The 13152-nt window shown below is 67.9% G+C and carries 15 protein-coding genes; 9 read left to right on the top strand and 6 right to left on the bottom strand.

Annotated features, from left to right (window positions below; translation table 11 throughout):
• Nucleotides 1-74: 74 nt before the first annotated feature.
• The gene (locus VHW64_RS19790; RefSeq protein ID WP_329652296.1) at nt 75-1139 is read left to right on the top strand and encodes an oxidoreductase; all 1065 of its coding nucleotides are present in this window, start codon (nt 75-77) and stop codon (nt 1137-1139) included.
• 51 nt (nt 1140-1190) lie between these two features.
• On the opposite strand, the gene VHW64_RS19785 is transcribed toward VHW64_RS19790, so the two are convergent.
• Both VHW64_RS19785 and VHW64_RS19780 read right to left on the bottom strand, forming a co-directional pair.
• Nucleotides 1191-2141, bottom strand: a complete 951-nt coding sequence (locus VHW64_RS19785; RefSeq protein ID WP_329652295.1) for a DUF5694 domain-containing protein — start codon at nt 2139-2141, stop codon at nt 1191-1193.
• Nucleotides 2142-2190: 49 nt separating this feature from the next.
• Entirely contained in the window at nt 2191-2970 is a 780-nt protein-coding gene (locus VHW64_RS19780) for an exodeoxyribonuclease III (RefSeq protein WP_329652294.1), read from the bottom strand.
• Nucleotides 2971-3440: 470 nt separating this feature from the next.
• On the opposite strand from VHW64_RS19780, the gene VHW64_RS19775 reads away from it, so the two are divergent.
• From VHW64_RS19775 to VHW64_RS19765, 3 genes are all read left to right on the top strand, one after another.
• On the top strand, nt 3441-3854 hold the full coding sequence (locus tag VHW64_RS19775; RefSeq protein ID WP_329652293.1) for a hypothetical protein: 414 nt from the start codon (nt 3441-3443) through the stop codon (nt 3852-3854).
• 11 nt (nt 3855-3865) lie between these two features.
• The gene (gene ychF / locus VHW64_RS19770) at nt 3866-4942 is read left to right on the top strand and encodes a redox-regulated ATPase YchF (RefSeq protein WP_329652292.1); all 1077 of its coding nucleotides are present in this window, start codon (nt 3866-3868) and stop codon (nt 4940-4942) included.
• 138 nt (nt 4943-5080) lie between these two features.
• The gene (locus VHW64_RS19765) at nt 5081-5413 is read left to right on the top strand and encodes a DUF3024 domain-containing protein (RefSeq protein ID WP_329652291.1); all 333 of its coding nucleotides are present in this window, start codon (nt 5081-5083) and stop codon (nt 5411-5413) included.
• A 40-nt stretch (nt 5414-5453) separates the two neighbouring features.
• On the opposite strand, the gene VHW64_RS19760 is transcribed toward VHW64_RS19765, so the two are convergent.
• Nucleotides 5454-6050 (bottom strand): type IV toxin-antitoxin system AbiEi family antitoxin domain-containing protein, encoded by a 597-nt coding sequence (locus VHW64_RS19760; RefSeq protein WP_329652290.1) that lies wholly within the window; start codon nt 6048-6050, stop codon nt 5454-5456.
• A 92-nt stretch (nt 6051-6142) separates the two neighbouring features.
• Here VHW64_RS19760 and VHW64_RS19755 point away from each other — a divergent pair, with 92 nt between their 5' ends.
• The 5 genes from VHW64_RS19755 to VHW64_RS19735 all read left to right on the top strand — a co-directional run bounded on the left by VHW64_RS19755 (nt 6143) and on the right by VHW64_RS19735 (nt 11216).
• On the top strand, nt 6143-6844 hold the full coding sequence (locus VHW64_RS19755; protein WP_329652289.1) for a helix-turn-helix domain-containing protein: 702 nt from the start codon (nt 6143-6145) through the stop codon (nt 6842-6844).
• A gap of 19 nt (nt 6845-6863) precedes the next feature.
• A complete protein-coding gene (locus tag VHW64_RS19750; protein WP_329652288.1) occupies nt 6864-7559 on the top strand; it encodes a nucleotidyl transferase AbiEii/AbiGii toxin family protein in 696 nt (231 codons plus the stop codon).
• Between the two features lie 349 nt (nt 7560-7908).
• Nucleotides 7909-9930 (top strand): LamG-like jellyroll fold domain-containing protein, encoded by a 2022-nt coding sequence (locus VHW64_RS19745; protein WP_329652287.1) that lies wholly within the window; start codon nt 7909-7911, stop codon nt 9928-9930.
• Nucleotides 9931-10125: 195 nt separating this feature from the next.
• A complete protein-coding gene (locus tag VHW64_RS19740; protein WP_329652286.1) occupies nt 10126-10425 on the top strand; it encodes a putative quinol monooxygenase in 300 nt (99 codons plus the stop codon).
• A gap of 38 nt (nt 10426-10463) precedes the next feature.
• Nucleotides 10464-11216, top strand: coding sequence for an AraC family transcriptional regulator (locus VHW64_RS19735; RefSeq protein ID WP_329652285.1), 753 nt, complete (start codon nt 10464-10466; stop codon nt 11214-11216).
• 71 nt (nt 11217-11287) lie between these two features.
• Here VHW64_RS19735 and VHW64_RS19730 read toward each other — a convergent pair whose 3' ends face one another.
• Genes VHW64_RS19730 through VHW64_RS19720 form a run of 3 tightly spaced genes read right to left on the bottom strand, consistent with a single transcriptional unit; the run spans nt 11288 to nt 13101 of the window.
• Complete coding sequence (locus tag VHW64_RS19730; RefSeq protein WP_329652284.1) at nt 11288-11893, bottom strand: 2'-5' RNA ligase family protein; 606 nt, start codon at nt 11891-11893, stop codon at nt 11288-11290.
• Nucleotides 11894-11897: 4 nt separating this feature from the next.
• Nucleotides 11898-12392 carry a transcriptional regulator gene (locus VHW64_RS19725; protein WP_329652283.1) on the bottom strand — a complete coding sequence of 165 codons (495 nt, stop codon included), beginning with the start codon at nt 12390-12392 and terminating at the stop codon, nt 11898-11900.
• A gap of 31 nt (nt 12393-12423) precedes the next feature.
• Nucleotides 12424-13101: a hypothetical protein gene (locus VHW64_RS19720; protein ID WP_329652282.1), complete on the bottom strand. Its 678-nt coding sequence runs from the start codon at nt 13099-13101 to the stop codon at nt 12424-12426.
• Nucleotides 13102-13152 lie beyond the last annotated feature (51 nt).

The following is a 13152-nucleotide window of genomic DNA, read 5'->3' as shown; positions in this document are numbered from 1 at the left end:
GCCATCGCGCGGGCTGGGCACACGACCCTCGGAGGCCCTGGACACCCAGGGTCCGTCGGGGACAGGGTGGAGGGATGCGACGAACCCTCGGAACCCTCGCCCTGGCCTCCCTGGTGTCCCTCGTGCTCGCGAGCCCGATGGCCGCGCACGGGTCCTCGGCGCGTTCGAGCCAGGCGCGCAAGGCCCTGGCCTGGCACCAGACCCGCGTCGGCTCCGACCAGGAGCTGCGAGGCCTCGACGCCGTCAACGGACGGGTCGCCTGGGTGAGCGGTGACGAGGGGGGCGTGTGGCGGAGCACCGACGGCGGTCGCCACTGGAAGGACGTCGCGCCCCCGCACTCCTCCAAGCTGCTCTTCCGCGACGTGGAGGCGACCGACCGACGCCACGCGCTGCTGCTGGCCATCGGCACCCGGACCGCCAGCCGGATCTACCGCACGAGCAACGGCGGGCGCACCTGGACCACGACCTTCGTCAACCACAACAAGCTGGCGTTCTACGACTGCATGGCGATGTGGCCCGGCGGGCGCGTCGGGCTCGCCGTCAGTGACCCCGTGCACAACAAGTTCCGGGTGATCCGCACGACCGACGGCGGGCGCACGTGGAAGGTCCTTCCCCGCAGGCGGATGCCTCGGGCGAAGGGCGAGTTCGGCTTCGCGGCCTCGGGCACCTGCCTGGTGACCGCGGGCCACCGCCGGGCCTGGATCGCCTCCGGAGGTGCCGCCAGCCGCGTCTTCCGCACCACTGACCGAGGCCGCTCGTGGAGCGTCGCCGACTCCACGATCCCCCCGGCCAAGGCGGGCGGGACGTTCGGACTCTCGTTCAAGACCACGAGCCACGGTCTCGCGGTGGGTGGCGACTACACCAAGCCGCGCAAGGGAGCCCACGCCTCGGCGTACACGACGAACGGCGGACGCACCTGGCACAACGGTGGCCGCCTGGGTGGCTACCGCTCGGGTGTCGACTGGGTCCCTGGGGCGCCCGGCGTCGCGATCGCGGTCGGGACCAGCGGCAGCGACATCACCAAGGACGGCGGCCGCACCTGGCGGACGTTCGGGCAGGGCTACGACTCCGTGCAGTGCGTGCACGGCGTGTGCTGGTCCTCCGGGTCGCACGGGCGAGTCGGTCGCCTCCTGCGATAGGAGCCTGGACCCGGTCCACTGACTTCGGCAGGATCGGGCGTCTCGACCGGCCTATGTCGAACGCAGTCGATCCAGCTCAGAGACGTCGACGATGTCCAGGTCCCACTGATCGGTGGCCAAGGCCTCTTCCAGCGGCCCCTTGTGCGCATGGCCGACGAGGGCGAGGACTCGACCCCCCGGATAGCCACCCGTGATCGAGCGAAGCCGCCCCGCCATCAGCAGGTTCCGCGCCCTCCACCCCGCGAGCGCCGCGCGGGCGAGCTCGTCCGGCTGGCCGTGCGTCAGGAAGAAGCCCGACTCCAGCTCGTTGCTTGCCGAGACCATCGAAGGCGAGCTCCTGTCGCGCCACAGGGTCCACAGGTCACGCCGTTCCATCGATCTGCGCACCTCTGCGGCCTCGCCAGCCACCAGCGGATGGTCACGCGCTTTCGCGTGCAGCGCCAGGATGAACTCGTCGAAGTCCTCCTCCGCAAAGTCGTTCATGGCTGCCCCGTTGCCATGGTCGTCGAAGGGATGCAGGCGCTCGATGCCCAGCCGGGCGGCGGCCTGTGCGGCGACGCGGGAGATCTCGCCCCCGCCCGCCTCCACCGCGTCCAACGCCTCGCGAACGGTGGCGGGAAGGGCCCGCGCACGGCGCGCCAGGAGAAGTGCGGTGTACGGCTCGAAGGCGGCACACCACGCGACCACGCGCTCGGCCCGCTCTCGGGTGCGATCCTGCCCGATCCGTCGCGCCTCCCACAGATCCCATGAGTGCAGATCGCGCACCGCCTCGGCGCAGGCCGCGGCCTGTGGTACGCCACCGACACGCATGTCCGCGAACGGCCCGCCGAGCCGGAGACAGGAGTCGATCAACTCTCCCGGCAGGGCTTCGATCGCGATGGCGTCGGGACGCCAGCCACAGAAGCGATCCACGATCCCCGCTAGGGCCTTGTCGGGTTCCCGATGCTCGCCACGACCGAGATGAGTCGCGCCGACGATGAGCAGCCGTGTTGCCCGGAACACAGGCTCCAGCGTAGGGCGCGGCGAGCGCCCATCGGCTGACGGGTGCGCTTCAGCCGGCGAGGTCCACCACGACCGGCGCGTGGTCGGAGGCACCCTGCCCGGCTCGCTCGTCGCGGTCGACGAAGGCGCCGGTGACGCGGGCGGCCACGCTCGGGGAGCCGAGCAGGAAGTCGATTCGCATGCCGCGGTTGCGCTCGAACCGCTGGCGGTAGTAGTCCCAGTAGGTGTAGATGTCCGGCTCGGAGGTGTACGGGCGAGCCAGGTCGGCGTAGCCGTCGTCGAGGAACCCCTGGAACGCCGCCCGCTCAGGCGGTGTGACGTGCGTGTCCTTGGCGAACGCGGCGATGTCGAAGACGTCGTCGTCGCGGGGAGCGATGTTCCAGTCGCCGACGAGGGCCGTCTGCTCCGCGAGCCAGGGGGCCGCGGCGTCTCGCAGCCGGGCCAGCCAGTCGAGCTTGTAGACGTAGTGCGGGTCGTCCGGCTTGCGACCGTTGGGCACATACAGCGACCAGATGCGGACGCCGTCACACGTCGCGCCGATCGCCCGGGACTCGGGTGCCAGCGGCTCGCCCCATCCCGGCATCTGGTCGAAGCCGGAGGTCACGTCGTCCAGCCCGACCCGGCTGATCACCGCCACGCCGTTCCACTGGTTCACTCCCGCCGCCGCGATCTCGTAGCCCGCTGCCTGGAGGCCCATCAACGGCAGCTGGTCCTCGCGCGCCTTGGTCTCCTGGACGGCGAGAACGTCGACGTCATGGCGGCGCAGAAAGGCCTCGACCCGGTCGATCCGGGAGCGGAGGGAGTTGACGTTCCAGGTCGCGATCCGCACGGCCCCAGCCTAGAGGGCCACAGGGACCCCGGCCGGTGGTCGGTGGTCGGTGGTCGGTGGTCGCGCCAGTGTCCGATGGCGGCTCCGACCGCGACTCCTCGACCGGTGAGTCCTCCGCAGCACCCAACTCGAGGAGACAACCATGAAGCGCATCGCCATCGCCGCCGCCTGGGCTCTTGTCGTCGCACCGGCGCTCGGCGCCTGGGCGGCGTTCGCCAAAGACGGCGGCCCCTCCCCGGCCGCGGCCGAGGTTCGATCAGCAGACCGCCACCACGGCGAGCCCGAGCCGGGTGATGACCACGGTCATCACGGCCGTCACCACCGCCACGGCGGCGACGACGGTCCCGGTCGCCATTGACCGACGCTCTGCCGCCCCTGCCGCGCCTGCCGCCCCTGTTGCCCCTGCCGCCCCTGCCGCCATCGGCGGCCGGGGTGGTGGCGTCGGAGCCACGACCTGGTTTGATCGGCGCGTGCGAAGGGCCGTGATCGCGATGCTGGTGGTCGCGGTCGCCCTCGACGCGGCGTACTGGACGATCTGGTTCACCCACCGCGACTGGATCGCCAGTGAGCACACCCGGGCCTACTACGACTTCGAGAACGCCTTCCCCCTGGCCGACCTCTGGCTCGGGCTCGCCTGCATCGCGGCCCTGGTCACCCTCGTGCGACGGCAGCCCGGCGCGCTGCTCTGGCTGGTGGCGACCGGGGCCGCCGGCCTCTACCTCGGCAGCATGGACCTGCTGTACGACGTCGAGCACGGCATCTTCGCCAAGGGCGGGGGAGGGACGTTCGAGGCGCTGGTCGTCGCGATCACCTGGGTGTTCTCCGTCACCGTGCTGCGCTTCGCCTGGACCCGCCGGGTCGAGCTGCTCGCCGGCGCTCCGTAGACTGCCCGCCCGTGGCTCTCACCATCGGCATCGTCGGTCTACCCAACGCGGGCAAGTCCACGCTCTTCAACGCCCTGACCAAGAACGACGTGCTCGCGGCGAACTACCCGTTCGCCACGATCGAGCCGAACGTCGGCGTCGTCGGTGTCCCCGACGCCCGGCTGAAGCCGTTGGGCGCGTTGCTGGACTCGGCCCGACTGGTGCCGGCGACCGTCGAGTTCGTCGACATCGCCGGCATCGTGCGCGGCGCCTCCGAGGGTGAGGGGCTGGGCAACAAGTTCCTGTCCCACATCCGCGAGTCCGCCGCGATCTGCCAGGTGACCCGCGTGTTCCGCGACGACGACGTGACGCACGTCGACGGCGAGGTCAACCCCGAGTCCGATCTCACCACGATCCAGACCGAGCTGATCCTGGCCGACCTCCAGACGCTGGAGAAGGCCGTGCCGCGGCTGGAGAAGGAGGCCCGCGGCAAGAAGGAGCTCATCGCCAACGTGGACTCCGCCCGTGAGGCTCAGGCCGCCCTCGAGGGGGGTACGCCGCTCGTCGCGGCGTCGGTCGACATCTCGTTGCTCCGCGAGCTGTCGCTGCTGACCGCCAAGCCGTTCATCTACGTCTTCAACTGTGACGCGGACGAGCTGAGCGACGACGACCTCAAGAAGCGGATGCAGGCCCTCGTGGCGCCGTCCGAGGCGATCTTCCTCGACGCGAAGTTCGAGGCCGAGCTCGTCGAGCTCGACTCCGACGAGGAGGCCCACGAGATGCTCGCCGAGCTCGGCGTCGAGGAGTCGGGTCTCGACCAGCTGGCGCGCGTCGGCTTCGAGACCCTCGGACTACAGACCTACCTCACGGCCGGCCCCAAGGAGACGCGCGCCTGGACCATCCGCAAGGGCGCCACCGCCCCCGAAGCCGCGGGTGTCATCCACACCGACTTCCAGCGCGGGTTCATCAAGGCCGAGATCGTCTCCTACGACGACCTGATGACGGCGGGGTCGCTCCTCAAGGCGCGGGAAGCCGGCCGGGTCCGCATGGAGGGCAAGGACTACGTCATGCACGACGGCGACGTGGTCGAGTTCCGCTTCAATGTTTAGCGCTGTCGGGATTCGCTAGTAGGCGTTGAGGATTGTCGATTCTGGGGGCCGAGTGGTCCGCAGACAGTCCGCACGCCCGGCGACGCTCCGGCCTCTTGGTCATGCGCCGATCCGTTCACTCAGTGGCACGCTGGTGTGATGGCGCTTCCCGAGACTGACCTGCACCGCGTCCGCATCTGGGCGCGGGAGCGGGTGCCCGAGCACCTGTGGGACGAGCTGAAGGTCGAGGCCGACGTTGCCGACCGCTACGTCGACATCGTCGAGGTGCGGCCACCATGGGACGGCGTCGGCGAGCACACCCGGTTCCCGATCGCCCGGCTGCGCTACACGAAGTCGACCGGCCAATGGACGATCTACTGGCGCGACCGGCACCTGATGTTCCACGAGTACAAGCACAAGCGGCCGACCAAGAATGTCCGGGCGCTCCTCGACCACATCGAGACCAGCGGCGATCCGATCTTCTGGGGCTGACGGTCGGGACTCTCGAGCACCCCAACGATGGGAAATGGTGCTACGGCTTGGCCGCTGCACCGAGCGCCCGCTCGATCCGGAGCGCGGCCCGGTCGCCGGCCTCGTCGGAACGGGTGCAGATCCGTTGGACGGTCGTCAGTCCCTGTTCGAGGGCGGCTCCGACGGCGGCGGTGACCTGCTCCTGCGTGGTGTCGCCGCGCGCGAGATCGAGGAGGGTGCGCAGGGGAGTGGTCACTCGCCAGGCGCCGTGGTCGAGGACGTCCTTGGTGAGTAGTTCGGTCGGGTGGGTCACGACTGCCGGGTCGACGGCCCGGAACTCGAAAGGAACCGACAGGTGCACGCGACGCGGATCGAGTTCGCCGAGATCGTGAACGAGCGCCGCCGAATCGTGGGACACAACGCCGCGGCCATGGCTCCACAGGGTCCAGCGCACCCATTGGTCCTCCGGAGCCGGGGGCCAGTCGGGGAGCCGGAACAGGCCGCGGTCGACGCGGAGCCAGTTGCCACTGTCGACGTGGTACTTCTGCGCCTGGTAGCTGTACCCGAGGTCGACTGCCTGGGCTGCCGTGAAGTATCCGGCTTGACCGAACGCGAGACCCTGCAGCGCGAGCCGCAGGTTCCGGCGGGGACCGTTCATGACGTCAAGGTAGCGCGGAAACTACATCGGATCTTTAGTTTTGTGAGGAGCTCAAGCTCAGAACTGCAAGTCGGTGGGTCGTTACGCTCGACATGATCGATCCGGCGCTCCTCGAGCGGACCATCGAGTCGGAGTCCGTTGAGATCTCAGAACTGAGGAAGGCCGTGGTGCGGTCGCGCGCGGCCGAGCTGGAGGCGGACCCGTCGATCGGTCTGACCTGGACGAACTGGAAGCACGGCTGGCTTCGCGCTGGGCCAGCCCGAATGGCCGAGAAAGGCATTCAAGTGTTTCTCATTATTGACTTAATGAACCGAATGACTAAAATGAGAAACATGCCAACCCCTAGCCCGTACACGAGCCCGGAGCAACAGGCGGACCTCGAACGCCTAGGCGCCCGGCTGCGCGAACGCCGAAAGGCCCTCGGTGTCACCGTAGTCGCCTGTGCCGAAGCTGCTGGCGTTTCGCGTGTCACCCTGCACAGGATCGAGGCAGGAAACCCCTCGGTCACGATCGGCGCCTACATCAACGTTGCAGCCGCACTCGGACTCCACCTCGTCGTCCCGATCCTCGACGCTCCAGCAGCAGAACCGGCGACGATCACCGTCGGCGACTACCCCGGCCTCCGCACGCTGGCCTGGCAGACCGACGCCGGCACCACCATCACCGAGACAGAGGCGCTCAACCTCTACGAACGCGGCTGGCGACACCTCAACCAGGAAGCCCTCACCGATCACGAGAAGGCGTTCATCCAGCACCTGGCGGACACCTACAGCAACGGGAGGCTCCTTGTTTAGGCGGCTGCACCACCAACAGGTGGCTGAGGTGCTGTCGATCCTCGACGCATCGCTCCTGGCCGAGCACAACTGCTGGTTCGGAGGCGGCACCGCGATCGTCCTCGCCAACGGTGAGTTCCGCGAATCCGTTGACATTGACTTCCTGGTCTCCGACCCGCAGTCCTACCGCGCGCTGCGCCAGATGGTCAGGGACCACGGGCTCGACGCTCTGGCTACACGCGAACTGGACCTGGGTCGAACACCCTCTGTTGACGGTTACGGGATCAGGACCTCGGTGCTCGTTGCGGGGATTGCGATCAAGTTCGAGATCATCCATGAAGGCCGCATCGACCTCGACACTCCCGCCCCGGGCGATGAGATCTGTGGCTTACGGATCCTGACGCGAACAGACCAGGTCGCAACCAAGCTGCTCGCCAATGACGACCGCTGGGCAGACACGTCGACGTTCAGCCGCGACCTCATCGACCTGGCCATGATGAAACCCGAGACAGCCGCACTGAAGTCCGGCGCGCGCAAGGCGGTCGATGCATACGGCAAGACGGTAGGCGAGAGCCTCAACAAAGCAGTCACCTACCTCCAAGATCGCCCGCAACGTCTCGACGAATACATCCGCGCACTCAAGATCGACGCGCCCCGAGCAGCTGTCTGGCAGAGCATCCGCGACCTGTCCGCAAGATCCGCGAAGATCGAAGGTCTAGGCCGGGGCTCGGACTAGCCTGATGTCATGTCGGTGAGTCCGCGGCGAATGACCTCAGGGCCTCCGGCCGTCCAGCGGTCGGCAAACAGTCCGCAAGAAGTCACGCGGAGCCCGTTTCTGACCAACGGCTGCCAACGGCTCGCGAACCGCGTCTCCGCAGGTCAGACCCGGTTTTCCGGTCGCTACCAACGGTAATCGCAAACTACACAAACCGGGCGTTTTCGTTCCGCTTCGACGTGTGAAAGAACGCCTGGAGCCTCGGCCGGCTCAACGGTGTGCCCGCGGTGATTGACCGGCGTGGGGGCCAGGTCTAGCGTCCGAGGCGACTTTCGCGCACGCCCGGTCGTTCGGGTGACTAGGAGGAGCCATGCGCTCGCTTCGCTCTGCTCGGATCTGCCTGGTAGGCGTCATCAGCGCCATAGTCACGGCGCTTGCGCTGGCCAGCACTCCGACCGCTCACGCCGACATCGTGGGTCACTGCTATAAGCCGGACGACGGCCTGACCTCCAACTACACCACCGACCAGCCGTTCACGATCACCGCGTGTTTCGACGAGCCGACGATCGCCGCCGACGGAACCAGTACCGGCGACACAACCGTCCAGGATGAGCTGGCGCGCGTCATCGGAACCGCGCAGAACGGTGACACCATCTACGCAGCGTTCTATCGATTGAACATGACCGAAATTGAGAGCGCTTTGAAGTCCGCGGCGACGAGCGGAGTCACGGTGAAGGTGCTCTTGGATCAGTCGAGCTTCGTAGATCCGGGTCTCGCCACGGCGGGAGTTCAGGTGACGCGCTGCTTCAACAAGGGCACAGCTAAGAAGGATCTGCCGGCAAACGGGTCCTACTGCTTGATGACTGCGCAGTCGGGGATCATGCACAACAAGTTCCTGGTCGTCCAGCCTTCGGCTGCACACACAACGGAGCATTCCATCGTCGTTCAGGAGTCGTTCAACCCCCAGGACGGCCAGGAGCAAATTGGCCAGAACCTGCTTGAGGTCACCAGTTCTGCAAACCTCACCAAGCAGTACGTCGGCTACTGGACCGACATGCAACAGGACGACCCCACGGCGAGCAGCGACATCGACACCTCTGACTTCAACCAGCCTTGGTCGTGGATCAATTGGAGCACGTGGAGGAACCTCACCAGCTTCACGCCCAAGCCATCAGGCACCGGCGATGACCTCGCGGACGTCGTCAACGGCTTCAACTGCGCTCAGACGCCAGGCGGGATCGTGCCAGCCATCTACGCAAACGCGCCCCAGTTCACCGATCGAGACGGTCTGCTCGACGCCCTCATCAAGGCCCGCGCGCAGGGATGTCAGGTCAACGTCGCGGTCGCCACGTGCAGCGACGAGCGGTATGTGGAGGATGCGCAGTACCTGGGCAACGGCCTCAACAAGGTGAAGGTGATCCGCTCGGTGAAGGGAACCACCGAAAACGTGACACCGAGCTTCCACGACAAGAACATCCTCATCTACGCCGACCACGACTACGGGTCCACACACGAAGTCGAACATGTCATAGCAACGAGCTCGGAAGACTTTGCGGACGGTTTCTGGGGGAAGGGAGACAACGCAACAATCGAGTACAAGGACCCCAATTTCGCCGCCTCTGACAGTCTCTGGTCCGGCTACCTGGGCCATTGGAACTGGATCAGCAGCCACGCGGCTCCGAAGAGTGCATTGAGCGGAGACGACCAGTGCTACAACGCGCAAGTTCTCGGAACAGCCGTGAACAAGGGGGGCCCCTCGGCCTACTTCCGTTTGGATGAGCCGTCAGGTGCGGTGATGAGCGACTCGTCCGGGTACGGAAACAACGGGACCTACACGAGTGTGACCCGAGGGGCGACGTCACTGCTGGGCCATGAGACCGACAAGGCGGTGTCCTTCAACGGAACCACGTCGGTGGCGATGGTGCCGCACAGCGCCTCCATGGACAGCACGAGTCAGTCCGGCGTCATCTGGGCGAAGTCGAGTGCGATCACTCCCTTCGTCATGGACCTCTTGGATCGTGTCGACGGGACAGCAAGCGACTGGAGCCTTCGGCTCGACCTCGGGCGCCCGGAGCTTGTCACCTACAAGGGGACAACCACGACCACGACGAGCCCGACGTTCGGACCCTCGTACCTCGACGGACAACCGCACATGTTCGCGTTCACCTACGACGGCTCCGTGACCCCGAACCGCGTCACCTTGTATGTGGACGGCCAGTCGGTGGCAGCCGCAACAGTCGCCGGTCCGCTGAACACCGTGAACGTCGGCCTGGGGATCGGGACGAGCCCGGGGGGCAATACTCAGCAGTTCAGCGGGAGCCTGGACGAGGCTGCGATCTACAACACCGCTCTGAGTGCGGATGACATCGCGCAACTCTACGAGAGCCGCTGAGCGCTGCGCCGATCACGATGACCGACCCGGCGGCAGGGGGACTCGTTCCTGCCGGCAATCCAGCGACCGACGACGGGCAGCGGCGTCTTGTCCGTTGGCAGCGTGAACGTGGCTGTCAGACGCGAGCGAGGTTCCGGCCGGTGCCACAGGATCGAGGAGTCGCCGAGAGCGACCCGACCGACAGGAGAATCCCTCATGTTCATCGCCGTACTCGACCTGCACACCACCTCGGCTGACCGGGCCGCCGCACTCACCCAGCTCGACGGCGAGCGCGACGAGATCCGCGCCATGGCGGGGAACCTCGACTTCCGGGTCTACGCCTCGCGCCACGACGACGGAGCCGTTGCGGTGGTCCATGAGTGGACAGACGAGCCGTCGTTCGCCGGCTACCTGGCCTCGGATGCCTTCGCCCGTTCGAGTGTCGTGCTGCGTCCGTTGATGACCGAGCCCCCGGTCAGCCGCCGGTTCCGGGCCGACCTTGTGGAGACGGTCTGAGGCGGGGCCGTCTAGGGTGACCGCGTGCGAGGCAGACCGTGAGTCGCGAGGCATACGCGTTCGCACGGGACTTCACCGACGCGCCACCTTCCGAGCTGTGCGTCGACCGGCACTACCTGCTGTGCGCCTCCCGGGGCGCGCTCCGTCTGGAGGCGCACGGCAAGTCGTGGTCGCTGCCTCCTGCGCGGGCAGCGCTCATCGCGGCCGGCGAGCCGATCCAGGTCGCCATTCCGCAGCCGGTGACGACATCGTCCGTGCTCTTCGATCCGCAGTTCGCTCCGGAGCCGCCCGCGCCGCTGACCGTGTTCGACCTCAGTCCCCTGGCGCGTGCTCTGGTCTCGGAGTGCGTCGCCTGGCCAGAGGCCGCGGACCCTCTCCCGCCGTACGCCCGCAGCATCTTCGGTGCGCTCGCGGCCGTGGCGTGGCAGCTCGCGCTGCAACCCAGCCCCGTCACCGTCCCGGCCGGTCAGTCCTCGGAGCTTCGTCGGGCGCTTGCCCTGACCGACGGACGGCTGGGCGAGGATGTCCGGTTCGACGACCTCGCCCACGACGTGGGGTTGGCGCCCCGCTCGCTGGCCCGCCGGTTCGAGGACGAGTGTGGGATGACCTGGCGCGCGGCGCTGCGTCGCCTGCGAGTGCGACGCGCGGTCGAGGAGCTCGCCGGGGGCGAAGACTCGGTCACGACCATCGCGCACCGGGTCGGGTACACCTCCCTCTCGGCGTTCAACGCCGCATTCCGCGAGCTCACCGGTCGTACTCCCACCGAGTACCGCGCGACCTTCCGTCCGTGACCACGTACGCCGGCGCGCCAGAGGCCTGATCGCGGGGCGGCGCCGCAGCCGCCTGCTGTCTGTGACGTCTCTCAGGGGGCGATCGCCACGCTGCGAGGCTCAGCCAGTGGCAGTCTGGCCACGGTTCGCCACGAGTCTGGCTGGTCGGTACCAGCCATGAGCAACGCGTGGTCGATGCGGGCGACGATGGGCAGCTTGCCGCTGATGTCGGACTCGGCGGCCTTGAGGTCCCCGACCGTGCCTCGTCGGGACTCGCCGACCGTCAGGTGCGGAACGACGTCGTCGTGCACCCCGCCGTACGGCAGGTAGCCGGGAAACTTCTCGACCACCTGCTCGGTGAGGCAGCGGAACTCCTGGTCGCGCTCCGGCGCCAGCCACAAGACGTCATCGCCGAACCAGGCGCACCGGTCGAAGGTGCAGTCGAAGGGAGAGGCTGCGGCGAACACGGCCGCGAGCCGTGCGATGACCTGATCGTCCACGTCGACGGGCGAGACGAAGGGGAACAACACCGTGACATGCGCGGGCACACCCTTGGATGCGGCGACGTCGAAGCGCAGTCGATGCTTCGATACCGCCATCTCCGCTGGCGCGACGGGAATGATGACGGCCGTCTCGGTTGCCTCGGGAATCGTCGACGCTCCTTCGCGAGGCGGCCGCTCGTCGTCCTCCCCGCTCACCCAATCAGTGTCGCATCCGACGGCCGGTCCCTCGTCGATCACTCGACGACGTCGATCGGCCGGCGCAGTGCCGCGACGTGCTCGCGCAGGGCCTTCCGGCCAGCGCCGAGATGTGTTTGGACAGCACCGAGTCGCTGACCTCGAGAACGTCGCGCAGGGTGGCGAACTCCGCCTCCGACACCGCCGAGAGCATGGTGACCAGCTGGAGTCGGGCCGGGGCGTGGATCAGTGGGTCGAGCTCGACCATCAGCAGGCGACCAGCGGCGCGACGAACCCTACGCACGCGACCGGCGAGTGCGGTGACCATCCTGGGCGAGGCGCCGCCGTAGGCGGCGGACCCCAGCTGGATCGCCATCGCCGCGGCCAGTGCCGGTCGCAGGCCCGTGCGCAGCCACACGCGGACGGCCAGTCGCTGGCGGGCCTGGTCCGCCGCCTCCAGCACGGAGCTCGGATCCTGGGGGTTCGGCGCCAGCGGGTCACTTTCCGTAGTGGCACGCATGCCGCAACTCTCCAGTTCGGCAAGTTCGTGGTCACTCCGAGATCCCGACCCGTTCCGGGCCGGCCGGCTGAACGATCGTCGCGCTGTCGCGCAGGAGCGCGGCGGCGCAGGCGGACCACGTGGCGAACAGCACGGCGTATCCGCCCACCGCGATCGCGCGGACGCCGCTCTCGATGCCCACGACCGCGAGAGCCGGCCAGAGCATCGTTCCGATCGCAACCCAGGAGGGCACCGGCTTGGATCGCAGGAAAGCGATGCCGAGCATGATCGAGCCGGCGATCTGGAGCAAGACGTAGGGGAAGAGACCGATCGCCCACCATGCGCTGTCCTGCCAGGAGGTCGCGAGATGGGCCATCGCCTCCTTGTTCGGATCCGCCCCCGCGAGGAAGGCGAAGCCATCGAAGCCGAAGACGGGCGGGCAGCTGACCACGAACGGGAAGAACAGGAAGGCGGTCGCGGTCGAGGCGAGTCTCGACGTGCGTGCGCCGGCCAGCGATCCCAGGAAGAGGTAAGCCGGTGCCGCCAGCAGGAGCGGGAGGTCGAGCGCGAGCGCCCAGCCCATCGCGGTGTGGTGTCGGGTCACCGTGGCGACCAGTTCGCTGCCGCTCAGGTCGCCGCCGCTCACAGGCGTGATGAGGAACTGAAGGACGGTGGTGAGCCCTCCGACGACGAGCGAGACGGCGCCGGCCAGCTTGTATCGATAGGGCATGAGGTGCTCCTCGGTTCTAGCCGGCCGGTGCGGCCGGCGAGCCCCACCCTC

The organism is Nocardioides sp., from assembly GCF_036267815.1.
Classification (GTDB): Bacteria; Actinomycetota; Actinomycetes; order Propionibacteriales; family Nocardioidaceae; genus Nocardioides.
Note: the sequence above shows the minus strand (reverse complement) of the source record. Positions and strands in the feature narration are given on the sequence as shown.